32 protein-coding genes are annotated in these 21,456 nt (G+C 62.3%); 13 read left to right on the top strand and 19 right to left on the bottom strand.

All coding sequences use genetic code 11. From position 1 onward, the window contains the following. Positions 1 to 126: 126 nt before the first annotated feature. Positions 127 to 477: a glycine zipper 2TM domain-containing protein gene (locus ACJ0G7_RS02185; protein WP_407395033.1), complete on the top strand. Its 351-nt coding sequence runs from the start codon at positions 127 to 129 to the stop codon at positions 475 to 477. Between the two features lie 42 nt (positions 478 to 519). Then, entirely contained in the window at positions 520 to 3,123 is a 2,604-nt protein-coding gene (gene pepN, locus ACJ0G7_RS02180; protein WP_407395052.1) for an aminopeptidase N, read from the top strand. 9 nt (positions 3,124 to 3,132) lie between these two features. On the opposite strand, the gene ACJ0G7_RS02175 is transcribed toward pepN, so the two are convergent. Then, positions 3,133 to 3,342 carry a hypothetical protein gene (locus tag ACJ0G7_RS02175; protein ID WP_043691974.1) on the bottom strand — a complete coding sequence of 70 codons (210 nt, stop codon included), beginning with the start codon at positions 3,340 to 3,342 and terminating at the stop codon, positions 3,133 to 3,135. A gap of 41 nt (positions 3,343 to 3,383) precedes the next feature. Further along, positions 3,384 to 3,929: a rhomboid family intramembrane serine protease gene (locus tag ACJ0G7_RS02170; protein WP_043691972.1), complete on the bottom strand. Its 546-nt coding sequence runs from the start codon at positions 3,927 to 3,929 to the stop codon at positions 3,384 to 3,386. A gap of 68 nt (positions 3,930 to 3,997) precedes the next feature. Here ACJ0G7_RS02170 and ACJ0G7_RS02165 point away from each other — a divergent pair, with 68 nt between their 5' ends. Further along, positions 3,998 to 4,204 carry a hypothetical protein gene (locus ACJ0G7_RS02165; RefSeq protein ID WP_043691966.1) on the top strand — a complete coding sequence of 69 codons (207 nt, stop codon included), beginning with the start codon at positions 3,998 to 4,000 and terminating at the stop codon, positions 4,202 to 4,204. Positions 4,205 to 4,214: 10 nt separating this feature from the next. Here ACJ0G7_RS02165 and ACJ0G7_RS02160 read toward each other — a convergent pair whose 3' ends face one another. Genes ACJ0G7_RS02160 through ACJ0G7_RS02150 form a run of 3 tightly spaced genes read right to left on the bottom strand, consistent with a single transcriptional unit; the run spans position 4,215 to position 5,581 of the window. After that, positions 4,215 to 4,721, bottom strand: coding sequence for a WbuC family cupin fold metalloprotein (locus tag ACJ0G7_RS02160; protein ID WP_407395031.1), 507 nt, complete (start codon positions 4,719 to 4,721; stop codon positions 4,215 to 4,217). Beyond that, positions 4,718 to 4,954, bottom strand: a complete 237-nt coding sequence (locus ACJ0G7_RS02155) for a DUF6737 family protein (protein ID WP_186483788.1) — start codon at positions 4,952 to 4,954, stop codon at positions 4,718 to 4,720. The genes ACJ0G7_RS02160 and ACJ0G7_RS02155 overlap by 4 nt, the downstream gene beginning before the upstream one ends. A gap of 9 nt (positions 4,955 to 4,963) precedes the next feature. Next, a complete protein-coding gene (locus ACJ0G7_RS02150) occupies positions 4,964 to 5,581 on the bottom strand; it encodes a PCC domain-containing protein (RefSeq protein WP_043691960.1) in 618 nt (205 codons plus the stop codon). 106 nt (positions 5,582 to 5,687) lie between these two features. Between ACJ0G7_RS02150 and ACJ0G7_RS02145 the strand changes: the two genes are divergently transcribed. Next, positions 5,688 to 5,924 carry a ribbon-helix-helix domain-containing protein gene (locus ACJ0G7_RS02145; protein ID WP_186483786.1) on the top strand — a complete coding sequence of 79 codons (237 nt, stop codon included), beginning with the start codon at positions 5,688 to 5,690 and terminating at the stop codon, positions 5,922 to 5,924. A 21-nt stretch (positions 5,925 to 5,945) separates the two neighbouring features. Here ACJ0G7_RS02145 and ACJ0G7_RS02140 read toward each other — a convergent pair whose 3' ends face one another. Further along, positions 5,946 to 7,070, bottom strand: coding sequence for a transporter substrate-binding domain-containing protein (locus ACJ0G7_RS02140; RefSeq protein WP_253912816.1), 1,125 nt, complete (start codon positions 7,068 to 7,070; stop codon positions 5,946 to 5,948). A gap of 48 nt (positions 7,071 to 7,118) precedes the next feature. Here ACJ0G7_RS02140 and ACJ0G7_RS02135 point away from each other — a divergent pair, with 48 nt between their 5' ends. Continuing rightward, positions 7,119 to 7,490, top strand: coding sequence for a DUF3104 domain-containing protein (locus ACJ0G7_RS02135; protein ID WP_407395027.1), 372 nt, complete (start codon positions 7,119 to 7,121; stop codon positions 7,488 to 7,490). Here the strand turns inward: ACJ0G7_RS02135 and ACJ0G7_RS02130 are convergent. Continuing rightward, a complete protein-coding gene (locus tag ACJ0G7_RS02130) occupies positions 7,412 to 7,579 on the bottom strand; it encodes a hypothetical protein (protein WP_407395025.1) in 168 nt (55 codons plus the stop codon). The genes ACJ0G7_RS02135 and ACJ0G7_RS02130 overlap by 79 nt on opposite strands. 108 nt (positions 7,580 to 7,687) lie before the next feature. Between ACJ0G7_RS02130 and pdeM the strand changes: the two genes are divergently transcribed. Together pdeM and ACJ0G7_RS02120 are read left to right on the top strand one after the other, a co-directional pair. After that, positions 7,688 to 8,365: a ligase-associated DNA damage response endonuclease PdeM gene (gene pdeM / locus ACJ0G7_RS02125; RefSeq protein WP_407395023.1), complete on the top strand. Its 678-nt coding sequence runs from the start codon at positions 7,688 to 7,690 to the stop codon at positions 8,363 to 8,365. Next, positions 8,287 to 9,870: a hypothetical protein gene (locus ACJ0G7_RS02120; RefSeq protein WP_407395022.1), complete on the top strand. Its 1,584-nt coding sequence runs from the start codon at positions 8,287 to 8,289 to the stop codon at positions 9,868 to 9,870. The genes pdeM and ACJ0G7_RS02120 overlap by 79 nt, the downstream gene beginning before the upstream one ends. A gap of 809 nt (positions 9,871 to 10,679) precedes the next feature. Here the strand turns inward: ACJ0G7_RS02120 and ACJ0G7_RS02115 are convergent. Beyond that, complete coding sequence (locus ACJ0G7_RS02115; protein WP_407395020.1) at positions 10,680 to 10,952, bottom strand: DUF3764 family protein; 273 nt, start codon at positions 10,950 to 10,952, stop codon at positions 10,680 to 10,682. Positions 10,953 to 11,379: 427 nt separating this feature from the next. On the opposite strand from ACJ0G7_RS02115, the gene ACJ0G7_RS02110 reads away from it, so the two are divergent. Both ACJ0G7_RS02110 and ACJ0G7_RS02105 read left to right on the top strand, forming a co-directional pair. After that, a complete protein-coding gene (locus ACJ0G7_RS02110) occupies positions 11,380 to 11,571 on the top strand; it encodes a hypothetical protein (RefSeq protein WP_043691941.1) in 192 nt (63 codons plus the stop codon). 729 nt (positions 11,572 to 12,300) lie between these two features. Further along, the gene (locus ACJ0G7_RS02105; protein WP_407395018.1) at positions 12,301 to 12,819 is read left to right on the top strand and encodes a hypothetical protein; all 519 of its coding nucleotides are present in this window, start codon (positions 12,301 to 12,303) and stop codon (positions 12,817 to 12,819) included. Positions 12,820 to 13,007: 188 nt separating this feature from the next. Here ACJ0G7_RS02105 and ACJ0G7_RS02100 read toward each other — a convergent pair whose 3' ends face one another. Beyond that, positions 13,008 to 13,229: a hypothetical protein gene (locus ACJ0G7_RS02100; RefSeq protein WP_407395017.1), complete on the bottom strand. Its 222-nt coding sequence runs from the start codon at positions 13,227 to 13,229 to the stop codon at positions 13,008 to 13,010. 47 nt (positions 13,230 to 13,276) lie between these two features. Further along, positions 13,277 to 13,420: a hypothetical protein gene (locus tag ACJ0G7_RS02095; RefSeq protein WP_407395015.1), complete on the bottom strand. Its 144-nt coding sequence runs from the start codon at positions 13,418 to 13,420 to the stop codon at positions 13,277 to 13,279. Positions 13,421 to 13,513: 93 nt separating this feature from the next. Here ACJ0G7_RS02095 and ACJ0G7_RS02090 point away from each other — a divergent pair, with 93 nt between their 5' ends. Beyond that, positions 13,514 to 13,837 carry a hypothetical protein gene (locus tag ACJ0G7_RS02090; protein ID WP_407395014.1) on the top strand — a complete coding sequence of 108 codons (324 nt, stop codon included), beginning with the start codon at positions 13,514 to 13,516 and terminating at the stop codon, positions 13,835 to 13,837. A 17-nt stretch (positions 13,838 to 13,854) separates the two neighbouring features. On the opposite strand, the gene ACJ0G7_RS02085 is transcribed toward ACJ0G7_RS02090, so the two are convergent. Both ACJ0G7_RS02085 and ACJ0G7_RS02080 read right to left on the bottom strand, forming a co-directional pair. Then, on the bottom strand, positions 13,855 to 14,244 hold the full coding sequence (locus ACJ0G7_RS02085) for a putative quinol monooxygenase (protein ID WP_407395012.1): 390 nt from the start codon (positions 14,242 to 14,244) through the stop codon (positions 13,855 to 13,857). A gap of 124 nt (positions 14,245 to 14,368) precedes the next feature. Further along, on the bottom strand, positions 14,369 to 14,581 hold the full coding sequence (locus ACJ0G7_RS02080; protein WP_043691928.1) for a hypothetical protein: 213 nt from the start codon (positions 14,579 to 14,581) through the stop codon (positions 14,369 to 14,371). A 638-nt stretch (positions 14,582 to 15,219) separates the two neighbouring features. Between ACJ0G7_RS02080 and ACJ0G7_RS02075 the strand changes: the two genes are divergently transcribed. Then, entirely contained in the window at positions 15,220 to 16,407 is a 1,188-nt protein-coding gene (locus ACJ0G7_RS02075) for a hypothetical protein (RefSeq protein ID WP_407395010.1), read from the top strand. Between the two features lie 353 nt (positions 16,408 to 16,760). Here ACJ0G7_RS02075 and ACJ0G7_RS02070 read toward each other — a convergent pair whose 3' ends face one another. From ACJ0G7_RS02070 to ACJ0G7_RS02050, 5 genes are all read right to left on the bottom strand, one after another. After that, on the bottom strand, positions 16,761 to 16,937 hold the full coding sequence (locus tag ACJ0G7_RS02070) for a hypothetical protein (RefSeq protein ID WP_407395008.1): 177 nt from the start codon (positions 16,935 to 16,937) through the stop codon (positions 16,761 to 16,763). After that, positions 16,918 to 17,082: a hypothetical protein gene (locus ACJ0G7_RS02065; protein ID WP_407395006.1), complete on the bottom strand. Its 165-nt coding sequence runs from the start codon at positions 17,080 to 17,082 to the stop codon at positions 16,918 to 16,920. The genes ACJ0G7_RS02070 and ACJ0G7_RS02065 overlap by 20 nt, the downstream gene beginning before the upstream one ends. A 166-nt stretch (positions 17,083 to 17,248) precedes the next feature. Further along, positions 17,249 to 17,485, bottom strand: a complete 237-nt coding sequence (locus ACJ0G7_RS02060) for a hypothetical protein (protein ID WP_043691919.1) — start codon at positions 17,483 to 17,485, stop codon at positions 17,249 to 17,251. A gap of 35 nt (positions 17,486 to 17,520) precedes the next feature. Beyond that, complete coding sequence (locus tag ACJ0G7_RS02055; RefSeq protein ID WP_407395004.1) at positions 17,521 to 17,787, bottom strand: hypothetical protein; 267 nt, start codon at positions 17,785 to 17,787, stop codon at positions 17,521 to 17,523. Positions 17,788 to 17,811: 24 nt separating this feature from the next. Continuing rightward, positions 17,812 to 18,273, bottom strand: a complete 462-nt coding sequence (locus ACJ0G7_RS02050; RefSeq protein ID WP_043691918.1) for a L,D-transpeptidase — start codon at positions 18,271 to 18,273, stop codon at positions 17,812 to 17,814. Positions 18,274 to 18,355: 82 nt separating this feature from the next. Here ACJ0G7_RS02050 and ACJ0G7_RS02045 point away from each other — a divergent pair, with 82 nt between their 5' ends. Beyond that, positions 18,356 to 19,510: a hypothetical protein gene (locus ACJ0G7_RS02045; protein ID WP_043691915.1), complete on the top strand. Its 1,155-nt coding sequence runs from the start codon at positions 18,356 to 18,358 to the stop codon at positions 19,508 to 19,510. On the opposite strand, the gene ACJ0G7_RS02040 is transcribed toward ACJ0G7_RS02045, so the two are convergent. Continuing rightward, positions 19,511 to 19,984: a CBS domain-containing protein gene (locus tag ACJ0G7_RS02040; protein WP_043691912.1), complete on the bottom strand. Its 474-nt coding sequence runs from the start codon at positions 19,982 to 19,984 to the stop codon at positions 19,511 to 19,513. It abuts the gene before it with no gap. A gap of 32 nt (positions 19,985 to 20,016) precedes the next feature. On the opposite strand from ACJ0G7_RS02040, the gene ACJ0G7_RS02035 reads away from it, so the two are divergent. After that, positions 20,017 to 20,553: a CDP-alcohol phosphatidyltransferase family protein gene (locus ACJ0G7_RS02035; RefSeq protein WP_407395002.1), complete on the top strand. Its 537-nt coding sequence runs from the start codon at positions 20,017 to 20,019 to the stop codon at positions 20,551 to 20,553. Here the strand turns inward: ACJ0G7_RS02035 and ACJ0G7_RS02030 are convergent. Beyond that, positions 20,522 to 21,442, bottom strand: coding sequence for an NAD-dependent epimerase/dehydratase family protein (locus tag ACJ0G7_RS02030; protein WP_407395050.1), 921 nt, complete (start codon positions 21,440 to 21,442; stop codon positions 20,522 to 20,524). The genes ACJ0G7_RS02035 and ACJ0G7_RS02030 overlap by 32 nt on opposite strands. Positions 21,443 to 21,456 lie beyond the last annotated feature (14 nt).

Below are 21,456 nucleotides of genomic sequence, written 5' to 3'. Positions count from 1 at the left end.
AGGCTCCGGCCAGTTGCATCTGGAAGCAGTTGGCCGGAGTTTCGGTTGCCAAACGACCTGGATCCGGCGGTTGTCTGGAGGGGCGTCAGACCAACTCCCTGACGTCGTCCTTTTCCGAGATCACGGATGATCCGCTTCTCTCCGTTTTCCGTCCTGGTGCTCGCCGGAGCGCTGGTGACGACGGCCCTGCCCGCTCAGGCCCATCACTGGTCGCGTGGGCACTCTTATCCCTATGAACCGGCCCCCTATCCCGACGAGCGGTCGCCCTACAACAGCTCGGCGGGGGATGGCTGGATGCGAACGCAGCTGGAACGCGACTGCAACAGAGGGCGACTGATCGGGGGCATCGTGGGAGGTGGCCTCGGCTACGTCGCCTCGCGGGATGACGGCCGCAGCTGGGCCGTTCCCCTCGGTGCGCTGCTGGGATCTCAGGTGGGTTGCAACGCCGGCAGCGGCCGCCGCCCTCTGCCCTGGTGACTGGTCCGCCAGGATCAGGGCTGCTGAATGCCCGGTGACGCCATGGCAGCCGTCGCTCCGGTCCGCCTCGCGGACTACACCCCATGGCCCTTCGGGCTGGAACAGATCGCTCTGGATGTCGTCATCCACGCCGATCACGTTCTGGTGACCAGCCGGCTGCAGCTCACGCCGCTGCAGTCCGGGGTGCCCCTGGTGCTGCACGGTGTCGATCTGACCCTCGAGCACCTGGCGATCGATGGCAGTGTTCCGTCGGCGCAGGCCTGGCAGCTGCAGGACGGCATGCTCACGCTGCTGTCTCCGCCGGATCAGCCGTTCACGCTCGAGACCCGCTGTCGGATCGACCCCTACAGCAACACATCCCTGGAGGGTCTTTACGCCAGTGGCGGCATGCTCACCACGCAGTGTGAAGCCGAAGGCTTCCGCCGCATCAGCTTCCATCCGGACCGCCCCGATGTGCTCAGCCGCTGGCGGGTGCGACTGGAAGCCGAGCGACAGCTGTTCCCGGTGCTGCTCAGCAACGGCAACGCCGTGTCGGCCGGGCCGCTGGCGGGGGCACCGGATCGCCATGAGGCGATCTGGGATGACCCGCACCCGAAGCCGTCGTACCTCTTCGCGCTGGTGGCTGGTGATCTCACGGAGGTGCGCGATCAACTCCGCACCGCATCCGGGCGGGAGGTGACGCTGCGCCTGCATGTGGAATCCGGCGATGAGCCTTACACCGCCCATGCGATGGCGTCACTGAAACGGTCGATGCGCTGGGATGAACAGATCTACGGCCTGGAATACGACCTCGACGAGTACAACATCGTCGCCGTGCGTCACTTCAACATGGGCGCGATGGAGAACAAGAGCCTCAACATCTTCAACTCCAAACTGGTGCTGGCCGATGCGGAAACAGCCACCGACGGGGAGTTGGAGCGGGTTGAAAGTGTGATCGCCCATGAGTACTTCCACAACTGGACCGGCAATCGCATCACCTGCCGCGACTGGTTCCAGCTGTCGCTCAAGGAAGGACTGACCGTCTTCCGCGATCAGAGCTTCACCGCGGATCTGCATTCCTCTGCGGTGAAGCGGATCGAGGATGTGGCGATGCTGCGCAACACCCAGTTCCGGGAGGATGCGGGGCCGACGGCTCACCCTGTGAAGCCGGCGGAGTATCAGGCGATCGACAACTTCTACACGACGACCATCTACGAAAAGGGTTCGGAACTGATCCGCATGCTGCACACCCTGCTGGGGCATGAGCGGTTCATGGCCGGAATGGCGACCTACGTGGAGCGTTTCGACGGCACCGCCGCCACCACTGAGGATTTCGTGCAGGCCATCACCGACGGGGCCGCTTCCGATGGTCGGCCCCTGGGGTTTGATCCCGATCGCTTCCGGCGCTGGTACCACCAGGCCGGCACCCCCCAGCTGAACGTGGAGCGCAGCTGGAACGCCACCACCGGTGAGCTGACCCTTCAGCTTCAGCAGCGGACCGAGCCGACTCCAGGCCAACCGCAGAAGCAGCCGCTGGTGCTGCCGCTCGCCATCGCCCTGGTGACGGCCGACGGTCGCATCGGCGAGGAACAGCTTGTGGTGATGGACGAGGCCGATCGGACCATGGTTCTGAAGGCACCGCCCGCCGAACAGCCTCCGGCGCTCTCGATCCTGCGCCGCTTCTCGGCACCGGTGGTGCTGCGCATGGATCAGCCGCTGACGGAGACGCTGCAGCTGTTCGCGGCCGATGACGATCCCTTCTGCCGCTGGGATGCCGGCCAGCGGCTGTTCCGTCAGATCCTGCTGGCCCGGGCTGCGGATGCGCCGGAGCCGGCTGTGGAGGCCGCCCTCACAACAGCTCTGGGGCAGACCCTGGCCGGCTCGGATGAGGGGGCGGAGCTGGCTGTTCTGCTGACGCTGCCTGGCCTGGCGGAGCTGGAGGCGCTGCAGACGACGGCGGATCCGCTGAGCCTCGATCGGGCCATGCACAGCCTCAGAGCCGATCTCGGCGGCGCCTTGCACGAGCCCCTGCGTCAGTTGCTCGAGCGATGCCGTCCGGGCTGGAGCCGGCTCTGGCCGGAGGGGCAGGGAGCACGCCAGCTGACGGCCGTGGCCTGGAGCTGGCTGGCGGCCGCCGGCGATGCGGAAGCCCGTGAGCAGGCTCTCAAGGCGGTGAGCGGTCCATCGATGACCCTGGCCCGGGCCGCGCTGCGGGCTCTGCGGCCGATTGACTGCCCTGAGCGCGACCAGGCGCTGGCGGCCTTCCATGACCGCTGGCAGGACAAGCCGGTGATTCTCGACAGCTGGTTCTCCCTGGAGGCCTCGACGCCGCGCTCCGACAGCCTGGAGCGGGTGCGGGCCCTGCTGCTGCATCCCCGGTTCGATCCGCTGGCGCCGAATTCCCTGCGAGCTGTGCTGGGGGGCTTCACCGCCAACATCAGCGCCTTCCATGCCGTCGACGGCAGCGGCTACCGGTTCATGGCCGAGCAGATCGCCGCGGTCGATGCCCGCAACCCGATCACGGCGAGTCGTATGGCCAAGGTGTTCAGCCGCTGGCGCAGTTACGGGCCGGAGCGTCAGGCCGCCATGCGCGCGGCGATCGAGCTGCTCGATGGCGCTCCCCTGTCTGCCAACACCTCGGAGGTGGTGGCGATGCTCCGCTCCTGAGCGGAGGGGTCAGAGTCTGGAGAGCAGAACCACCAGCAGCGCGGTCACGACCAGAGCAGTGATCAGGACCCAGCGGCGGCGACCGCTCTGCCGCTGGCCTTTGGCGCTCGGTCGGGTACCGAGGGCGTAACCGCAGCGCTTGCAGATCAGTCGTCCGGCCAGGGCGCGATCAGCGCGGAACTCCCGACTGCCGCAGTTCAGACAGACCGCTGGTGGCATGGGGTCATCTCCGGCGTCCGTTCAGCATGCCTCGAACCGTGTCACGACGTCTGCCCTGCGCTGTCGCGATGCACGGCCAGGGCCGCCAGCAGTCCTCCTGCGAATCCGGAGGCATGGCCGATCCAGCTGACACCGGCGGGGGAAACTCCCGGAATCAGGGCCACCAGGGCGGATCCGTAGAGCCAGAAGGCGATCAGGCTGAGCAGCACGGGCAGCAGCCGACGCTCCAGCCAGCCGATCAGCAGCAGATACCCGAGCAGTCCGTAGATCACGCCGGAAAGACCGTGGCTGGCTGTGGGCCAGAGCAGCACCACCGGCACCTCCATGAGCAGCACGGCGATCCAGATCGCGATGTAATCCCGCATCCCCCGGGTGAGCACAAGCCAGCTCAGCGGCAGGAACACGGCGCTGTTCGAGATCAGGTGTGCGAACCCGGAGTGGCTGAACGGGGCGCTGAGCAGTCGCCACCAGGGCAGGCCCGGACCCATGGGCAGGTTCCATTGCCCGGCGAAGAGGATCTGATCGACCAGTTCCTGGCTCCAGGCCAGAGCAAGCAGCAGCAGCGGCAGCAGAAAGCGTTGACGCATCCGGTGGGTGCAGCGGTATCAATGATGGCGAGCCCTCGTCATAACCTCCCCCCACCCGACAGCCCGGCATGAACACCAACGCCAGGATCGACGCCCTCCAGCTCATGCTCACCGATCTGCGCATGCGCAATGAGCCGATCCGCCACAAGGCGGCGTTCCGGGGATGTCAGCCTGAGTTCCAGTCTCTGGTCAGCCGGCTGATCGAGCAGCTGGAGACGGAGCTGCTGGATGAGAAGCAGCGGTTCCGGGAAGCGGTGCGGACCGCCGAGGTCTGAAGCGGTTCTCTCAGGGCCGGTGGCCGGTGGCGAACAGCTGCCGCCAGCTGCGTTCCTGATCCTCCGCCTGTTCGCTGCCTTCGCCGGGGAAGGCGCTGAGGAAGTCCTTGTCTTGCGTGGGCTGGTAAGGGCCCTGCTTGAGTTCGAACATCACCGTGTCCGGCTCCAGAGCCACCAGGGAATGGAACTGGTTCTCCGCCAGTTCGATGCCGCGCAGCGGTCCGGTGGCGCTCAGGCGGTGCCGTTCGATCAGCTGTCCGTCGCCATCGAAGATCAGCAGGCCGATCGCCCCCTGCAGCACCAGAAAGCACTCGAAGCCCGTTCCCGCCTGCTCGCGCACGTGGCGATGCGGGCGCACGTAGGTGCCGGGTTGCAGCACGTTCAGAAACCGCTGCACCAGATCGCTCTCCTGGTGGAGATTGTGGTTCATGCGCCGACGCGGTTTCTGGCGTGCCACGGCTGCGACGCGGTCGAACAGGCTCTGGTCGATGGCCTGCAGCCTGATGCTGTCGCTCATGGTGCCGGTGGCGTCGGTGGCAGGGCGCCGGAGCCGGGCACCACGATCAGAAACAGCCACCACCAGATCAGCACCAGCAGGGCGATGGGCAGGGTCAGCCACAGCCAGTGCAGCAACCACCAGGACCCTCCGATCGCCAGGGACCCGGTCATCAGGATCGTCCAGGGCTGGCACCACCAGGGTTTGTGGGACCAGAACGACGTCGGCTCAGGGCTCTCCTCCGGTGTGGCCATGGCCGAGGCTCAGCGCAGCTGCTCCAGCTTGCCTGAACCGTGCAGGGAGGCGAGGTCGTCGTAGCCGCCGAGCAGTGCACCATCGATGAACACCTGCGGGAAGGTGCGCATGCCGCTGCGGGACTGCCAGCGGCTGAAGGCGGCATCGTCGTTGACCGTGTCCACGGTGTGGGGCAGATCCAGGGTGCGCAGCAGCCGCAGAGCTCTTGCGCACCACGGACAACCCGGCAGCACGGCGATCTCGATGCGGGGCGGCTGTGCAACGGGCGTGGCTGTGTTGCCGTCGACGGCCGGCTGGGACGGCTCGAGAACTCCCACCAGCAGGTCGACGCCCTTCTGCACCAGGGTGCCGGGTTCGAGATGTCCTCCCCACACCTGGCAGGCGCCATCGGAGAGGCTGAGATGCAGGTGCACCCCTTCGGGGCTGAGGGTGCCGTTCAGGGTGATCACTTCGAGATCCCCCTCCAGCACGGTGGGCTGTGCCTGGCCCGGGCACTGAAAGGCGGCACGGCTGAGGTTGCCCACCACGCCCAGCACGAAGCCGTTGAGCTGCTGCGCACGGGCCAGCTCCTCGAGGCTGAGGCGCAGGTCGCTGCCAGGCGTCAGTTTCAGGGGCAGTGGGCGCATGGCATCCTGAAAAACGAGGTCAGGATACGCGCACAGGCGGACATCAAGCCAGCCTGGTTTTAGGCACGATATTGCATCTATATTGTGTGTAAATCTTCACTGAATCGTGCCGATTCTTCAGGATCTTGTGCAGGAGCTGCAGCAGCGGCTGGCCTCCACCGAACCGGCTCCCAGCACGGCCGCCGTCGCCGATGCCGCCAGTTCCGAGCGGATCAACGTCACCCTGCCCCGCGGCGTGATGGACGATCTCAAGCGGCACGCCCTCGAGGAGGGGCGCAGCTGCGGCAACCTTGCGGCCTTCCTGGTGGAAGACGCCCTGCGGCGTCACCGGCCCCTCAGCTGAGGCGGCGTTCCCCCGGCGGATTCAGTTGAGCAGAACGTTGGTGATGGCTTCCACCTGCCCCTGCCGCTGCAGCTGCAGGATCGAGACGTTCAAGGCATTGCGCAGGGGGTCACCGGATCGGAAGGCGAAGCCGTAGGTCTCCTCGGTGAGCGTGAACGGCGCCAGTCGTACGGCCAGATCCGGATTCTTCTTGAGGTAATAACGGATGGCCGGTCGATCGAAGATCACGGCCTCCGCCCGGTCCTCCAGCATCAGATCGATGGCGCCGGCGAGCGAGTCGGCCGACACCACGCGCATGTTGCGTCTCTGGGCCAGTTCCACGCCGCTGGTGCCGCTCACCACGGCGACCCGGCGTGATTGCAGTTGCGCAGGATCGGTGATCGCGGTTTCGGTGGCGCCGGTGAGGAACAGGGTGAAGGCCGACGCGAGGCTTGCCGTGAGCGAGGACACGGCGATCAGGGAGATGGTCATCCAGGCGGCGGTGAGCCCGCGGCCGGTGCGGGTGACCGGGGCCTTGTCGCCGTAGCCCACCGTGGTGAGCGTTACCAGCGCGAACCACATGCCGCTGCCGATGCCCGCCAGCGGCGCCCGGGGGAACTGCTCGGCATTGCGGCGCCGTTCGGCCAGCCAGATCAGGCTGCCCACCGCCAGCAGCACCCCCAGCAGCACCAGCACCGACGACACCACCGCCCACCCGAAGAACACGCTCAGGCGGCTGACCAGGCTGGGGGGAGAGAGGGGCAGCAGCACGCCGGACTTGCCCAGGAAGTAGGGCTGTGTGAAATCGACGTCAGGCATGGCGAGGCGCCGGGCGGTGATGCTGATCGGCCCCACCAGCAGATCGATCTCTCCCATCTCGATCGCCCTCAGTCCCTGCTTCGGGGTCGGCTGCTCGACCAGGTCGTAGCTGAGGTCGTTCTGCTCGGCCACGCGCCGCCAGATCTCCAGGCTGATGCCCCCTCGCGAGCCATGGCCGCTGAGCACGAACGGAGGCGATCCGGTGATGCCCACCCGCAGGGTGCCGCGCGGTTCCGGCGCTGCCGCCACAGCGGGAATGATCAGCAGCTGGGTGGCGCTCAGCAGGGCTGCAGCCAGGGCGGAGCAGCGCATCGCCGCCGGATCGGATGACACCTGGAAGCGTGCCATGCTCCGGCCTTTCCGTCGCTAGAACGAACGTACTGGCGCGAGGTCGGGATGGACGGGCCGTTGTTTCTCCGCGCTCGCTGCGGTGATCTGGTGGTGGTGGAAGGCGAGGATCCGGGGGACTGGTGGATGGGCCATGTGCTGCATGTGGTGGGCAGCGCCCGTGGCCCTGAGCCGTCCCTGTTTCAGATCGCCTGCATCGACAGCGGCGTGGTGCGGATGGTCAACGCTGATCAGGTGATCGAGCGGTTGCCGTTCAGCGCTGTTCCAGACGACGCACGATCAGCGTCATCGCCACCAGTGAGCCGGCCAGAGCGATCAGCAGGGCAAGGGTCATCGGGGGGTCACAGCGGGGCAGGTGCCGTCAGGTTGGCATCCACAGCCCCCAGCAGCCATTCGGCCACTTCCATGCGCAGGGCGTAGGCGCATTCGTAACGCTCCTGACGTTCCAGCGACAGCAGCCGTCGCTCGAGCCAGCGAAGGGTTTCGATCGGAAGCTGGTTCGGACGCACGGGACGCGCCACAATTAATTCCTCATGGGACGCAAGGTTGATGCACGGATGTGCCGGCCCGATGCAGTCAGGGCTACACAACAGCCAGATCAAGCCACCCCGGCGCGGATGAGCGCGCAGCTCTGGCAGTGGGGAGCGGAGTCGCTGCAGTTTCTGCCGCAGCGGGCGCTCTGGCGGCCGGAGGGACGGGTGCTGATGCTGGCGGATCTGCATCTGGGCAAGGCGGAGGCCTTTCAGGCGCAGGGAATCCCGTTGCCGAGCGATGCCGATGGCGGCACGTTCAACCCCCTGCTTGAGCTCTGCCATCAGTGGCGTCCGCAGCAGCTGATCGTTCTGGGGGACCTGATCCATGCCCGGGTCGGACTCACCCCGAGGTTGCGGGACAACCTGCGGGCTCTGCCGGATCTCTGCGGTTGCGAGGTGCTGCTGATCGGCGGCAATCACGATCGCCACAGCTGGATGGAAGGCCTGCCGCAGCTGCCGTCTCAGGCCCTCGGTGCCCTGTGGCTGAGCCATGCTCCGGAATCCCCGCCGCAGCCTCACCAGCTGAATGTGTGCGGTCATCTGCATCCCACCAGTCGGCTGCGCAGCCGCTCCGATCACCTGCGTCTGCCCTGCTTCGCCTACGACGCGGTCGGTTCCCGTCTGGTGATCCCGGCCTTCGGAGAGTTGACGGGAGGGCATGACTGCGGCGACCGTTACCGCACATGGCTGGTGGCCGACGGCGTCATCGTTCCTTGGTTCGATCCACTCCCCAAAAACCAAGGTCGACGGCCCGCCGCGTGAAGCCACGCGTTCCCCGCCAAGACCAGACCCCCCGACCCCGGTGGCGGAACCGCTGGCTGCTGCTGGCGCTGGCCCTGCCACCGCTGGTGTTCGCCGGCCTGATCGCCCTGGCTCCGAATGCCCCGGAGCGGGTGGCGGAGAGCAACGAGCAGGGCGACCTCGTGCTGCCGGGCCTCCCGGCCGACGATGAGCCGTTTCATTACATCCCCGATGACGAGGTCTATGCCCTCGATCTCGATCCCCGCGAGGTGCGCTTCGGGTTGCTGGAGGGCTGGGACCGGGAGCAGGACGCGTACGAAGACATCGCCGCCCTGGCCTACGTCTCCGGGCCGATGTACGAGCGCCACATTGATAACGGCGGGCAGGAGATCACCGTTCCCCTCGGTGATCTGAAGTTCGGTCCGCGGGTGTGGCGCGGCCGCAACCGCACCGCCTCGCGCCAGCGCGCCTTCATCGGCATCCGCCACGACGGCAGCGTTGATTTCGGCTTCGGGGAACTCACCGATGACCACAGCCGCACCTACGAGACCTTCATCGGTGGATTGCACAGCCTCTACAACGATCTGGAGGAGGCGCCCGACACCTACAAGGGGGCCTACAGCATCAGCATGGGGCAGCGGATCCGGTATTACCTGCCGCGCATCCGCATGGTGATGGGTCTGCGGGACGATGGCCATCTGGAGGTGCTGATGAGCCGTGACGGCCTCACCCTCGAGCAGACCAAGGAGCTGGCGCGGCGCCGCGGATATCTCGCCGCCTACATGCCCGATCACGCCTCCAAGAGCCGCTTCATCATTCCGGGCACCAAGGGATTCACCGAAGAGGACGCCAACTGGATCAGCGGTGGCGCCACCAGCTTTGTCCACGTGCCGTACATGCTGCGGCTGAGCCGTCGTCAGACACCGCTCCGCGGCAATCTGATCGCCGGGCTCACCCCGAAGCTGCCGGGGGATCAGTCGTGCGAGGGGGCGGTGGCGTGTGTTCAGGCTGTGGGTCTTCACCTCACCGATCGTGCGCTGGCCGGCCTGAACCGGGTGATGGAGCAGGGGGTGGAGCCGCTGGCCCGAATGATCTGGGCGCCTGCCCCGCCACCGGAACGTCTCGACGGTTCGCCTGATGAGCCTCCCAAGAACGTGGAGCGATCGCCGCTGCGGGAGCCGCCGATCACCGCCGATCCCCTGGTGCTGCGGGAGCGGCCGAACCTGCAGGAGATCGAACCGGTGGAGGACGGCCTCGAGGATCCGACTCTGATCCGTGGCCCGATCACGCCGTTGCCCCCCGATCTGCCGCCGCCGATGCTGCTGGAGGATCCGGTGCTGGAGATGCCGGCGGAGACTCCGTTGGAGGGCGACGACCCCGTGATGGAGGACCGGCCTGAGATGGCGCGGGATCCGTTGATCGGAGCACCACCTCCTCCGGAATTACCACCGTTGCCGGTGGTACCAGACCTGCCGGCTCCGCCAGCGGACTTGCGTCAACAGGATGCTCGGCTGTTGTTGGAGTAAGCAGGATTGGGGCTGAGTTATTGAGCTGCAGAAGTGGTGATCCGTTGCTGATTGCGGAGATGTGTCTGGCTTGAACGCTCCCCCTAGCGGCCAAGGACTATGAGTTTGAATTTGTGTGAGGCCAGCCTGTGGATTGCTGAGAAGAATTCGATGTCAGATCTGTCAAGAATGACATCCTTTTGCAGTTCATTCAGGTAGGCATTGCAATCCATTAATCGATCAAGGGGCGTTCCTTTTTGGTAGTCGTTCATCATCAGCTCAAAGTGATCGTCTGCTATCCGACACATGATCACTTGGTTGTCCGTGAGCTTGGTTGGATTCATTGATTCGGCTCCCAATTGTCTACAACGTCATTCAAATTCTGTCGTTGCAGACCATTCGAACGTTCACTCGATCGGGGGATTTATCCCAAGCCCGCCTCCCCCAACCGGGGGAGAGAGACTTGACTTTCTGTGCGTCCGTTCCCCTCTGGTGTCAGACTTTGATCGTCATCACTGGGATCCAGGTCTTGGGACAGAAGTGCTGGATTTGGTTCAAAGGTGACTCTCTCAAGAGCAAGGCCAAGTGGGTTGGTGGCTGGATCGGATCTGTGGCTCCTCTCGGTGGGGTGCGAATCGAGCACCATGACTATGTCCCCTGTCGCGTCCCGCAGTGGCGCGTCCTGTGGGAGGAACCCAAGGATGTGTCGCAACCCCCTGAGATTCCTGATGGTGCTCAGTGGAAGCTCTGGCCAACTGACTGAAGCTGAATCTGAGTGTCGAGGGTCCTGGCCCAGTCGTGCATCACACCAGATCGGTATGCACGACTGGTCAGCACTGCTTGTATGAGGTCACCACAGCGGTGTGCACGAGAGCACCATTCTCAACAAAGCGTGCAGCGTTGTCTTGCATGTGCTGCGCAATCACACCCGTTTCAGCTTGGACGACAATGACAACTTTGGAAGGGTTGTTGTTCGCGACCCCGCGATAAAGCACTTTGATGCCTTTGGCTTCCCGGCCCGGAGCTTCGTCGTGATCGAACTTGTCGGCAAATTCGGCAAAGGAGTTGCTGATGTCCAACGTGCAGACAATGGTTTCGAGCATTTGCCTGGTGGAATTGATTTTGTGGATCGTTAGCCTAGGAAATGGTATTGATGTTTTAAGAAAATGTCACCTTGCTCAAGGTAAACATGTCGGAAGCATTTGCCGCTGAGGCCATGGCAGCTGTGCTGCGGTTCAGGATCAGCCGAGTGAGCATCGGAGTGGCGGTCTAAACCACTAGGCTCAAGGCTGATTCAGGCCAACAATGATTCCGGAGCCCTACGAGCCTTTCGACATTGGAAACGGCCCAGACAAGGTTTTCCTCATTGGAAGTGCGTGGATCGTGCTCTTGCTGTTTCTCCTTTAGTTCGGCAACCCAACCTCGCCTGGCAACGGGGGGTGCCCCATCGTTTAGCCGCTGCGCTCAGGGAACCGACACCCGGTTGGGTTGCCGTGGCCAGGCTGATCAGGCCCTTGCTATCGAGAGCTGATGACGGAACCGATCAAGCCCAGGGCGCTGACCTACACCGAGATGATGAATGGTGGCCGCCAGCAGCTGGATGCAGCTGGGCAGCGCCGCGAGCATGAGCTTCAGCAGAGGGTTGAGGCGCTGGAGCGACGGGTGGAGCACCTCGAGCAGTCGTTTCAGCACCAGGCCAGCCAGGCTGAGCAGGAAAGCTGAGGCTTGCGTTCTGCCCGTGTCGGGCCAATCACGAATCCGAACCCAGGCCCTTGCCGAGGGCGCAGATGGCGGGGCATATTTGTTGTGTGAGGAAAAACGCCTCACGGGGTGGAAACAAGGTCACACTCCCGAGAAGCGTTTTGAAGCCCCTGCCTTCGGCGGGGGTTTCTTTTTGCTCCTGCGAGATCGGAGTGGCCGGCTCACCGCGTCCCGCCGGAGCTCCCAAAGAGGAAGGCCGCCCTTCCCGGTGGAAAGACGGCCTAGCTCGCTCGTTTGTGCATTGCAATCGACCTGTTCAGTGAAGCTGTATCCGCGAAGCGTGAAGTGCCCTTCGAACGACAGTGAACTGAGAGAAGAGGTCGAAGCGTCTGGCTTGTGGCAACCCTGGGGCCATTGGAACCAGGTGTGATGCAGGTCTTCTGCGGGGCACCTGAGACGGTGCAGAGAAGAATCGACTGATCAGACGACCATCCGTGTCGTCACAGACGAGTTGCTCACGATTGGGTTGAAAAGTTGGAGCAGGGGCCAGAAAAGTCAGGCTGCTTCTGCCGTTTGCTGTGGTGGAGTGTCGGCCGTCATGGCTCCTCCGATCTCGATGCATCCAGTGTTGGTGTTCCAGGCGACAAAGACAATCGGTGTTAAGGCGCATTGCCTCCGGGGCGATGCCGACCGATTGTTGAAATGGCGTGCCTGGCTCATTCACCGCCTCAGCCCAGCCACAGTACTGAGATGACGAAGCCACTCAAAATAATCACGCTATTTTCCGTCTCACTGTTGCTGGTCTCATGTTCTTCGTCGGGCAGCAAAACGCTCAAGTTTTCTAGTAAAGAGGAAGCCTTTCTGGCGCAGGTGGACTTCTTGAAAGACAGCGAAGACATCGTTGTGATCACCAGCCCGACGGATCAGCAGGTTGAGGAGTTGAGGAAAGAAAAGACCAATGTTCTGACAGCCATTTGCAAGACCGTTGCCAGCATGGTCAGCACAGGCAAAGATGCGAATGGTGCTGCGTTGGATGCTTCTTCATTAAGCAAGCAACAGGAGTATCTCGATCAGAATTGTTCTCCCGGAGCGATGCCTTCTGTGGATCAAGATGAATTGTCGACACGAGACCTGGTCCAAACACGGTCTTGCGACTTCTATGAAGCAACACGCCGGATTGTCTGCAAGGAATGGCAGGTTCAAGGAGATGAGATCAGCAAGGAGGCATGGGAGGCAATCAAACCAAACTATTATTACTACAACTTTTAGATGTCTTTAATAAGTTTTCTGCAATAAAAAATTTAAGCATGTCTGTGTCAATGAAGATGGCAGAGACAACCAGCTGCGACGACCCGGTGTGGGTGATCGACGGAGCTGGTTCTGGATCTGGCTTTGAAGATCGGATTCGATGCCTTCTGACTTCGTCGGGCTTCCTCCGCTCTCATCGCTTGAGAGGCTCAGTCTCTGCTCCTGGTGTCGCCGCAGTTGGCTTTGCTGAACTGCTTCTTGGCCAGGCGGTAATCGGAGTTGTACTGGTCTAGTTGCTGACTGGCGAGATCCTGTTTTTCCTTGTCGTCTGTCGACGCAATCGTCATCCTCAACACCGACATCCGCGAGCCCAGCTTGTTCATCGTTCGGATGATGAACTCGCACTCGCTCATGGCATTGGCCGGCTCCACCGCTGGCCAGCAGCAGCAGGCTTGCTGTGATCAGGGCCAGCGGATGGTTATGTCTGGTTGTTGATCTTGAATTCATTGAAAATGGCTTCGGCTTCGGCATACTCCTTCTTTTCTCTCAAATAAAAGACTTGTGCTTTCCACCAGTCCCAGGTTTCCATCTGAATGAGCTCATCGAGAATGCGTTCGCGCACTGGCCTGTTGCAGTGGTTTTCAGGTTAGATAGTGAGCTTTTGATGTCAATCCCCGGTAACAGTCAGTCGCTTTAAACCGTATCAGGGGCTACGGTGCCTGATGAGCAGTGTTGCGTGATGCAGAACGATTTCGATTACTCGGCGTCCATCTCTTTCATGGATGTGAGAGAAAATCTTCCTTCTGTCGATCCTGAGAATCTATCTCCCCAGGATGTGTTGGATATTCTTCTGCATCTGTTCCGTCAGAAACCAGGGTTTCTGGATCTCGGCCATGAGATGAACAACCGGGAGACCGGCTGGGTGAACGGCTATCTGTTCAGGCTGAAGCACGACGGGCCGGAGGCGTTTGTGGTGGAAACCGTTGGCTCCAGCGTCGACAAGATGGCAGCGCTGCGCCAACAGCAACAGCAGCAATAACCAGGGCCGTTCTCCGCTCAGACCCTGCTGTAGCCGAGCCTGGTTTCGAAGATCTTCAGGGGCAGTCCGAAGGATTCCATCAGGGTGCGGCAGTCATCGCCCACCGTTCCGTACACCTCAATGCTGAAGCTGTCGCCCAGCTCGGCATGTTTCTGGAGATAAGCCTGAACCGGTGGATTGGACACATGCGCTGCGAAGGCTGCATCGTTGGCGTAGACCTCCGACCACACAAAGGTCTGCGGGTCCTCCGGGTCCTGATCAAAGGTGTGGTGGAGCATCCCTGGCTCGGATGCCTCCACGGCTGCATCGGTCTCGCGGGCAAGCTCGAGGTAGTCGTCCACGCAACCCGTTTTCACATGGATGCGTGCCAGCAGCAGAAAGGGAGTGGCTGAATCGAAGGTCGCCATGGCTGGAGAGGGTTGTGGCTGGAGTCTTGCCGGAGCTGAACCATGCGTCTGTTCCCGCCGCCACGGCGGGGCCTGATTCAAGAAATCCGGGTGTCCACCCTTTCAGATGCTGCTTCTCTCAACTTCAGACGAATCCGAAGCGTTTTGCGGCTGCTGCGTCCAACTCCAATCGGATCTGTGCGGCTGCCTCCCGGGCAAAGGCCTTCTCATTCTCCTGAGCCGTGATGATCTGCTTGGTGAGTTCACGCAGCTGCTCAATGTCCTCGCAGGTATCGATCTCCCGGAAGGCTGCTTCAAGATGGAATCTCTGCTCCATCGACAGGTGATGGTTGGTCATAACGGAAAGAAGGGGATTGCCCCACCGAGGCACGGTGAGGCAGAGGCTGAATGGCGCCGTCTCAGACGACTGAGATGCTGAAAGGTGCGGCTGGGAAGCTTGTTGGCATCGGGTCTGTCTGACCATCAGCCATGGCTCTGGCGCGGCGATACATGTCGCTGTTGGTGGCTCCCTGTTGCTCCATTGCTGAGGCAACGACGGCCCAGTTGCGGTGTTCGGTGGTCATGGGAAGTCAAGACTTCGGACGTCCAGAATCTCGCCACGAACCGCCTGCCGTCGTGAGCGCGGAAACCGCCCTCCGACCGAACAACGACTCGGGTCAAGCGTTGATCTCGGTGCTGTCGTCCAACAGTTTCTGAGCAACGCCCGGGGCTGCTTGATGCACCACGCAGACCGTGGTGTCCATGACATCGGACAACGCCGTCGTGACTCGAGCATCGGATCGCCGATCCCGACCGTTTTCTCCCTGATGCCCTGCTGCCCTGGATCGACCCCGTCACGCACCAATTCCTACCGCCAAGATAATTAAGAAAAGGTTATGGCGTCCTGTCAGAAGCCAGTGACAGGGTGCGGGTGAATCCTTAAAACATTCTGGATTCCTTTTACCCAAAATGAAAACACCTCTACTCCTAGCGGCGTTGCTGCTGACGGCTCCGGCCGCGGCAAACGCCCAGAACTCCAGTCGCGCTGGTTCCGATGACCCGAACATGTCTGGTACCACCCAGCGTATGTTCATCATCAACGCCACCACTCCTGGCGGACTGACCTTCTCCGGTGCGGGCACGGCGACGTTCAACAACGCGGTCGGCACCTCCAATCAGTTCAATGTGGGCTCGACGACCAGCATTGGGGTGGACGCCAACGTGTCCGCGACCCAGGAATTCGACGGGATGTCGATGGGTGTGATGCAGATGGGTGCAGGCAGCAACCTGATGCAGACCAATGGCACCTCCTCCTCTGCCGCTGCAACCCAGGCCGCTTCCGCTGCCGCCAACTCAGTGGCAACCGAAACGGCCAAGCGGGAGTCCCACTCACAAGGTTGGGAATATGCCACCACGGCCACCAATCTGTCGGCGACGGAGACAGGTAATTACGGCAGCTATGACCGTGATGGAGAGTGGAAGTGGTCGACCAATTACGACACTGCCTGGTCAGCTCTCGGTAGCGCGCAGTCTTCCTACGCAAGTGAAGCTGCTTATAAAACAGAGCAGAGCAACTTCAGAGAATTCAAGAATGCTTATACGACCTCTTATAACGAGAGTTATAACTCCAGTTACAGCTCTGCGTACAACAACGTCATCACAAACAGTTCTTCTACTGCGACTGAGTCATCCGCGACCGGAATTATCAAGGGTACCTTCAATACAACTGAAAATTCCGTCACCGCGATCGGCCAAGAGGCTCAGTTAGAAGCGATTGTGGCGTCCGCACTGACGGCGGCTGATTCAACAGGGGATACGACCGGTGGTGCATCCTGGACGGCTGCTTTCAATGCAGCCTATGAAGCCGGTTACGCTCAATCCATCGGAACCACCAGCACTCAGAGTGATAGCGAAGTCACGGTTGAGGGCTTGGGTGCCATCGCCAGCGTGAATGCCGACGACAATTCCAGTTTCACCGTGAGCCTGGATCGTCTGGATGCGTTCAAGCTTGTGAATACGCAGGATAACTCGTCTGCAACGGCGAACGGTTCAGCCACGTCGACGCTGTCGACCAACTCCTTCGCCACCCAGAACAGCCAGCGCACGGCTTCGGCCTTCATGCAGGCCTTCGCTGCGAACGAGGACACATCATCGAGCACTTCCGCGGCTACAGGGGGCAGTTGATTCTGCTGCGTGAGTGCGGTTGTTGTTGGCCAGGTTGAATTGATGGTCATCGTTTCGCTCTGGTTTTGATCCTGACTCCAGTCACAGTGATGTGGCTGGAGTCTTTTTCTGTTGCAGGGCAATCGAATCGCTGTGCTGATTTATTGGGGAATGAAGCAGTTGTCTGCGTTGTAGCCGATCAGGTTCATCACAACGATTGCAAAGAAGCAGCCGATGATAAATGCTCCGGCAACGATTTCATTTTTTAGATCAGCATCCACATGGAAGGTGAGCTGCTGGCGATATTGAACACATCAATCTTCCGTTCGGCTGTAACAGTCGTGGCAGTACGGCAGAGCTTGCGCCCGCAAATGTCAGCGCCTTGATGACTCCTCGATGGAGAATTCACTGCGCAGCGATCGTGCGTCCTGGATTCTCTGCTGACGGGCTAGGTGTTTCAAGCGCGTGTCGAGCCAGTGGCGCAGACGGGTCGTTGTCCGTTCCGGCGACGGATCATCCCAGCTGCCTGCCTCACCGAATGGCATCGTCATCGGTCTTCAGCGTGGCTTCACGATAACGAGGCTTGACCTTGGAATGCCTGTGCTTGGAAGACAGGTGGAGCAGAGCGGAGGCTCTGTCGTGCTCCTCCGTCTTGGAGAGTTGGCGCACCAGATTCCAGGTGTCCTGGGCCGACATCTCGCCGTCGTTTTCCCATTTGATGCTGGAGAGGTCGGATCCAGACACTGCTGCGGAACCATGCAGGCAAGAAGCTACAAGCTCTCAACAGGGCTCGGCCTCTCAACAACACAATTAATACTTAAGAGATTTGGAAACTGTCGCATTGGATGCTCTGGCGGCCGTTTCATCGTTTGACGAACCCTTTTTCATCAGCCTTCTCCTCGGTTCGCTGTGGAGGCGCCGGGTTGCCGAGCTTGCTGTCGATCCACCTTGAGAAGATATAAACACCGACAAACATCGGCGTGTACAGCAACCACATGTTGTCCAGTTGCAGTCCGCTGTTGTTCGTGATGGTCAGTGCCAGATAGCTCAAGACCATGTAAATGGAAACGCGTCGAAGTGCTGGAAATTTGCTGAACATCTTCTCTGCCTCAAGGAATTGATTCTACTTGACTTCTATTTTTTAAAGACGCCGTTGCAATCTCCGGGAGCTGGTGTGATGAAGCAGTGCCCCTCCGGTGACCAGTAGCCAAGTGCCGGGAACTTCAGCCCCTCAGCACGGGCCTTGGCGTTCACGTCACTGACGCCCTTTCCCTGCACAAGCACATTGCCCTTGCCGTCCACCAGGTCCAGGAAATCGTTCTCTTTGGTCTCCGTCGTGGGATTTGCGTTGGCTCCGAGGGGGAGCATCAGGATCGCGGAGGCAATCAGCAGGCAGCGCATCATGAAGACAGGAAATCGTGGATGTCAGTTCTTGGTGACGAGCACCGGGGTGCCCACCTTGATTCTGTTGAACACCTGAATCACATCATTGTTGAGCATCCTGATGCAGCCCAGGCTCACGGCAGCGCGAAGTTTCACCCAGCTGGGCCAGGCCGTGCCGTGGATGGCGTATTCATCGCGCCCGATCTGCACATAAGCCACATACCGAACCCCAACCGGGTTCTCCGGGCCCGGCGCGATCACCTTGCCTTTCTTGTGATAAACCGGCTGAGGATCCATCTTCGTGACCGCATAGCTTCCCTCCCGTGTCGGTGATTCAGGTGCCCCGATGGCCACCGGGTACTTGCCGATCTCCTTCCCGTCATCGAGAAGGGTGAGATAGCGATCCTTGAGGCTGATCCGGATCGAGGTCTCTGCCTGAGCCGGCGCCACCGAAACAATGCCGAGCCCCAGCAGGGCGGCCAGCAGGATCGGACGGATGGTCATAGGGGCCAAGAGGCTACCGGGAGCATTTTGACCTATTCGAAACGGGCTAGCGTCGATCCGTCGAAACGACTGTCCCCGGCCGATGCCCCGTCTTTCCGGACCCTGCCGTGCCCTGCTGGCTGCTGCCGCGGCGGTGGTGTCCACCTCCCTTCCAGCGATGGCCGGGTTCACCCCCGAACAGCTGGCTGGTTTCGAAGTCACCCATCTGCGCGGCACCGTCAGCACGGTGCTGCCGGATCAGAACGTGCTCGAGATCATCGATCCCGAGGGGCACAAGGAGATCGTCACCGTCGGGATCGACCTGAAGCCCCTGGGCCTCAGATCGGGAGACCGTGTTGATGTCTCGGTGCTGGACGGGCTTGTGGTGGATCTGGAGCGCAGCCGCGACAAGCAGTTGAGCTTCAACCGCGAAGACATCTACATGCCCACTGATATGGGTCCCCTCAAGAAGGGCATGCGGGTGGCTCTGGCCTCTGGCACCGCCAGGGTGATCAAGCTCTCCGAACGGGACCGCACGCTGAGCCTGATGGGGCCTCTCGGAGGCATCCACAACCTGGATGTGCTCGCCGACCCTGGTGACGATCTCTTCCCGAACCTGCGGGCGGGTGATGTGGTGAGCTTCCGTCTGATCCAGCCGGTGGCGGTGGATGTCGACAAGCTCGCTGCAGCCGCTGCCGCGCGTGGCACCACGGTGGAGCAGCCCCTGCTGGCCACTGTGGTGAACGACAGCGCCAGCCTCAAGGCCGAATTGCTGCGTTCCTTTGAGATCACCAAGCTGCAGGGCACGATCCAGCGGCTGATGCCGGCCGAACGGGTGATGGAGCTGCGCAGCCCCTACGGCCACGACATGCTGATCACCCTGGGCGGCCAGTTCAAGGCCCAGGGCCTCAAGGTGGGAGATGAGGTGATCGTCGACATCCTCGATGGTCTGGTCGTTGACCTCCGCAGGAGCCCGGTCAACCGTCTCACCTTCAAGCGGGAGGACGTGATCCTCTCCAGTGATTTCGGCGAGGTTCGCAAGGGGGCCCGGGTGGCGATGGCCACCGGCACCGCGGAAGTGGTGAAAGTGTCCGAGCAGGATCAGGAGCTGAGCCTTCGCGGCCCCTTCGGCGGGGTGCACAACCTGGATGTGCGTGGCGACATCAACGGCGATCCCGTGCAGACCCTCAAGGTGGGGGACTACGTGGAATTCCGGGCGATCAAGCCGATCGCCATCGCCGTGCGCGCATTGAACTGATCAGATCTCCCGGTGGGAGGCGAGTGCACGCACCACGTCTCCCCGGGTGAGCACCCCGATCGGGGCCCGTTTCTCATCCAGCACGAACAGCCGCTGGGTGCTGCGGTCATGCAACTGGGACGCCGCCTTCGGCAGCGGCAGGTCGGCGGCACAGCAGTGGGTGTCCTTGCGCATCAGGTCTCCCACGGTCGTCCCCAGCACCTGATGCACCTGCTTGTCCCAGTTCAGTGGGTTGCGCAGGTAAATGACGCTGTCCAGAAGCATCACGTAGGGGCCGGCGTCCACGCCGCTCTCCCGCACCATCAGGTCCTGCTCGCTGAGTTCTCCGACCAGGGCTCCCTCGCCATCCACCACCGGCAGGCCACTGATGTGATGGTCGCTGATCAGCTGCACCGCATCCTGCAGAGCCGTCTCCGGAGAGACGCTGAGCACGGGCTGGGTCATCACATCCGCCACCGTCAGCTGCAGGACCATGATTTGCAGGAATCTGCCCGCATTCTGCGCCGTTGGCCTTCCCCTTCCGACAGCTCGCCGATGGACTCACCGTGGGACGGGCCGTCTCCGGTCTGCCGCTGATCCTGGCGCTGCAGCTCGGAGAGCGTCCGATCGCCTGGTGGTTGCTGCTGCTGGCGGGTCTCAGTGACGCCGCCGATGGCTGGTTGGCCCGTCGGGCCGGTGGGGGCAGCAGCTGGGGGGCCCGTCTGGACCCGTTGACGGACAAGGTGCTGATCGCCGCTCCGCTGCTGTGGCTCGCCTCCACCGGAGGCCTGCCGCTCTGGGCGGTTTGGTTGCTGCTGGCCCGCGAACTGCTGATCTCCGGCTGGCGCTCGCAGGCCTCCGACGGAGCCCCCGCGTCGAGGGGCGGCAAGCTGAAGACGATCCTGCAGTTCCTCAGCCTGCTGCTGCTGCTCTGGCCACCCGCCTGGGGTGGCCATGCGGCGCTGGTGATCCTGGGCTGGTGGCTGTTCTGGCCGTCCCTGCTGCTGGCGTTGACGTCCGCCGTCGGTTACCTCAGGCCCCGATCAGCGTCGCATCGGAGCTGAAGTCCGGCTCCGCGGTGGGTGAGAGGGCGTAGTCGTTGGCGTAGCTGTCCGCCAGGCCCGCCGCCAGATCGAAGCTCGGCTGCCAGGCCAGCTCCCGTTCCACCCGGCTGATGTCGGTGAGGAAGTGGTTCAGTCGCAGCGGGAAGGCCTTGCGGGCCTTCGGATCAAGACCGGAGGGATCGAAGCTGCGCAGCTCCACGGTGTCGGGATCCCTGCCGCAGGCCCGTGCCGCCGAGCGGATCAGGCCCAGGAAGGTGATCCCCAGCTTGCCGGAGCAGTTGTAGATGCGATTGGCGGCAGCCTCCACGTCGATGCAGCGGGCCATCGCCTCGGCCAGGTCCTCCACATGACCCAGCTGGGTGATGGTGCTGCCGTCGCCGGGCAGGGGCACCGGTCGGTTGTTGACGATCCGATCGAAGAACCAGCGTTCGATCGGGTTGTAGTTGCCGGGGCCGTAGATGTAGGTCGGGCGGAAGCTGGTGAAGGGGATGCCTTCCGAACGCAGCCAGGTCTCGGTGTCCGCCTTGCCGGCATGGCGGCTCTGCGGATCGGTGGGGCAGTCCTCATCCAGGGGCCACTGGTCTGATCCGGCATAGACGCCGGCAGAGCTCACGTAGACGAAGCGGTGCTCGGGGGCGCCCGTGATGGTCAGCACCCGGCGGCTGTCCTCGAGCTTGCGGCCGGAGCTGTCGACGATCACGTCAAAGCGCATCCCCTGCAGGGCCTTGAGCCCCTCCTCCGTGCTGCGGTCCCCGCGCAGGTGGGTGACACCGTCGGGAACCGGATTCTTGCCGCGGGTGAACAGGGTCAGCGCATGGCCCTGGGCCTGCAGCCTGGCCACGAGCGGCTTGCCGACGAAACGGGTTCCCCCCATCACCAGGATCTTCACGGCCGTCCAGCGAA

Source organism: Parasynechococcus sp., from assembly GCF_045559935.1.
Classification (GTDB): domain Bacteria; phylum Cyanobacteriota; class Cyanobacteriia; order PCC-6307; family Cyanobiaceae; genus Parasynechococcus.
Note: the sequence above shows the minus strand (reverse complement) of the source record. Positions and strands in the feature narration are given on the sequence as shown.

What these genes read in the sequence shown, in the direction of transcription:
- ACJ0G7_RS02185 (WP_407395033.1), top strand. Translation starts at nt 127, where the DNA reads ATGATCCGCTTCTCTCCGTTTTCCGTCCTGGTGCTCGCCGGAGCGCTG.
- pepN (WP_407395052.1), top strand. Translation starts at nt 520, where the DNA reads ATGGCAGCCGTCGCTCCGGTCCGCCTCGCGGACTACACCCCATGGCCC.
- ACJ0G7_RS02175 (WP_043691974.1), bottom strand. Translation starts at nt 3,342, where the DNA reads ATGCCACCAGCGGTCTGTCTGAACTGCGGCAGTCGGGAGTTCCGCGCT.
- ACJ0G7_RS02170 (WP_043691972.1), bottom strand. Translation starts at nt 3,929, where the DNA reads ATGCGTCAACGCTTTCTGCTGCCGCTGCTGCTGCTTGCTCTGGCCTGG.
- ACJ0G7_RS02165 (WP_043691966.1), top strand. Translation starts at nt 3,998, where the DNA reads ATGAACACCAACGCCAGGATCGACGCCCTCCAGCTCATGCTCACCGAT.
- ACJ0G7_RS02160 (WP_407395031.1), bottom strand. Translation starts at nt 4,721, where the DNA reads ATGAGCGACAGCATCAGGCTGCAGGCCATCGACCAGAGCCTGTTCGAC.
- ACJ0G7_RS02155 (WP_186483788.1), bottom strand. Translation starts at nt 4,954, where the DNA reads ATGGCCACACCGGAGGAGAGCCCTGAGCCGACGTCGTTCTGGTCCCAC.
- ACJ0G7_RS02150 (WP_043691960.1), bottom strand. Translation starts at nt 5,581, where the DNA reads ATGCGCCCACTGCCCCTGAAACTGACGCCTGGCAGCGACCTGCGCCTC.
- ACJ0G7_RS02140 (WP_253912816.1), bottom strand. Translation starts at nt 7,070, where the DNA reads ATGGCACGCTTCCAGGTGTCATCCGATCCGGCGGCGATGCGCTGCTCC.
- ACJ0G7_RS02135 (WP_407395027.1), top strand. Translation starts at nt 7,119, where the DNA reads ATGGACGGGCCGTTGTTTCTCCGCGCTCGCTGCGGTGATCTGGTGGTG.
- pdeM (WP_407395023.1), top strand. Translation starts at nt 7,688, where the DNA reads ATGAGCGCGCAGCTCTGGCAGTGGGGAGCGGAGTCGCTGCAGTTTCTG.
- ACJ0G7_RS02120 (WP_407395022.1), top strand. Translation starts at nt 8,287, where the DNA reads ATGGCTGGTGGCCGACGGCGTCATCGTTCCTTGGTTCGATCCACTCCC.
- ACJ0G7_RS02115 (WP_407395020.1), bottom strand. Translation starts at nt 10,952, where the DNA reads ATGCTCGAAACCATTGTCTGCACGTTGGACATCAGCAACTCCTTTGCC.
- ACJ0G7_RS02110 (WP_043691941.1), top strand. Translation starts at nt 11,380, where the DNA reads ATGACGGAACCGATCAAGCCCAGGGCGCTGACCTACACCGAGATGATG.
- ACJ0G7_RS02105 (WP_407395018.1), top strand. Translation starts at nt 12,301, where the DNA reads ATGACGAAGCCACTCAAAATAATCACGCTATTTTCCGTCTCACTGTTG.
- ACJ0G7_RS02085 (WP_407395012.1), bottom strand. Translation starts at nt 14,244, where the DNA reads ATGGCGACCTTCGATTCAGCCACTCCCTTTCTGCTGCTGGCACGCATC.
- ACJ0G7_RS02080 (WP_043691928.1), bottom strand. Translation starts at nt 14,581, where the DNA reads ATGACCAACCATCACCTGTCGATGGAGCAGAGATTCCATCTTGAAGCA.
- ACJ0G7_RS02070 (WP_407395008.1), bottom strand. Translation starts at nt 16,937, where the DNA reads ATGACGATGCCATTCGGTGAGGCAGGCAGCTGGGATGATCCGTCGCCG.
- ACJ0G7_RS02065 (WP_407395006.1), bottom strand. Translation starts at nt 17,082, where the DNA reads ATGTCGGCCCAGGACACCTGGAATCTGGTGCGCCAACTCTCCAAGACG.
- ACJ0G7_RS02060 (WP_043691919.1), bottom strand. Translation starts at nt 17,485, where the DNA reads ATGTTCAGCAAATTTCCAGCACTTCGACGCGTTTCCATTTACATGGTC.
- ACJ0G7_RS02055 (WP_407395004.1), bottom strand. Translation starts at nt 17,787, where the DNA reads ATGCGCTGCCTGCTGATTGCCTCCGCGATCCTGATGCTCCCCCTCGGA.
- ACJ0G7_RS02050 (WP_043691918.1), bottom strand. Translation starts at nt 18,273, where the DNA reads ATGACCATCCGTCCGATCCTGCTGGCCGCCCTGCTGGGGCTCGGCATT.
- ACJ0G7_RS02045 (WP_043691915.1), top strand. Translation starts at nt 18,356, where the DNA reads ATGCCCCGTCTTTCCGGACCCTGCCGTGCCCTGCTGGCTGCTGCCGCG.
- ACJ0G7_RS02040 (WP_043691912.1), bottom strand. Translation starts at nt 19,984, where the DNA reads ATGGTCCTGCAGCTGACGGTGGCGGATGTGATGACCCAGCCCGTGCTC.